General features: G+C 45.1%; 1 pseudogene. It reads left to right on the plus strand.

Annotated elements, in window-relative coordinates:
- Positions 1 to 242 precede the first annotated feature (242 nt).
- Positions 243 to 483: pseudogene (locus H7U32_RS09920) on the plus strand (hypothetical protein); the annotation flags it as partial.

Below are 483 nucleotides of genomic sequence, written 5' to 3' on the forward strand. Positions count from 1 at the left end.
CCACAGATTACGCAGATTTTTTCTGTTTATAATTAATATTGATAAAGATTAATGAATATCCTCATAGATAAAAGGAGTTAGAAGGGAGTTATGCCTTCGGCAGGAGTTAAATGCCAATAGCACAGAAGTATTGGCTTCTTAACTCCTTGCCGGCTAAATGCGGACATTTATAAAAGATTAAATCTGTGTAATCTGAGGTGAGTAAAAAAAGTTTTATGGAAAATCATCCGAGAATAGAAATCATGGACACCACGCTCCGCGATGGCGAGCAGACCAATGGCGTGTCGTTCGTGCCCCATGAGAAATTAATGATTGCCCGCTTACTGCTTGAAGACTTGAAAGTCGATCGTGTGGAAGTAGCTTCGGCACGGGTGTCTGAAGGGGAATTCAATGCGGTAAGGATGATATGCGACTGGGCGGCGCGGCGGAACATGCTTCCGCGGGTCGAAGTGTTGGGTTTTGTCGACGGCCACGTGTCGGTCG

The organism is Bifidobacterium pullorum subsp. saeculare (genome assembly GCF_016899725.1).
Taxonomy (GTDB): domain Bacteria; phylum Actinomycetota; class Actinomycetes; order Actinomycetales; family Bifidobacteriaceae; genus Bifidobacterium; species Bifidobacterium pullorum_C.